The following is a 577-nucleotide window of genomic DNA, read 5'->3' on the forward strand; positions in this document are numbered from 1 at the left end:
AACCGACTGGCACCCGAAGGGCATCGGCGTGGCTACCAACTCTTCGGCGCCGGCGCCGAACAGAAACGGTGAGAGCCCCGGTAGCAGCCGGGGCCGCTTACCGAAAGGCAGTCGATGCGTTCCTCGATCACCAAGCGTCTGGCACTGATCGCGATGATCCCCGCCACCCTGCTCGTCGTGGTCGCGTTCGCCTCGTCCGCCCAGGCCGCCGTCACCGGCGCCGCCAAGCTGCGCAGCGACATCACGGTGCTGACCAACAAGCAGCGCGCCGCCCACGGTTGCAGGGCCGTCGTCGTCAGCCCCGCCCTTACCCGCGCCGCCGCCGGTCACAGCGCCTACCAGGCCCGCACCAAGAAGATGAGCCACACCGGCGCCAACCGGTCGACGTTCATCACCCGCTCGAAGGCCGCCGGCTACAACCGCCCGCTGAGCGAGAACGTCGCGTACGGCTACAGCACCGCCGCCGCCGTCGTCAACGCGTGGATGGCCAGCCCGGGCCACCGCGCCAACATCCTCAACTGCCGGGCGATCGCGGTCGGCGTCGGCGTCGCCTACGCGTCCAACGGCCTGCCGTACT

Annotated in this window: 1 protein-coding gene; it reads left to right on the plus strand. The window is 70.2% G+C overall.

The genetic code is table 11. The features are described 5' to 3' along the window. Positions 1-114: 114 nt before the first annotated feature. Positions 115-577, plus strand: a 463-nt coding sequence (locus LXN57_RS47770) for a CAP domain-containing protein (protein WP_251804974.1), incomplete at its 3' end; no start/stop codon positions are given.

It is taken from the genome of Paractinoplanes hotanensis (assembly GCF_023717965.1).
In the GTDB taxonomy this organism is placed as follows: domain Bacteria; phylum Actinomycetota; class Actinomycetes; order Mycobacteriales; family Micromonosporaceae; genus Actinoplanes; species Actinoplanes polyasparticus.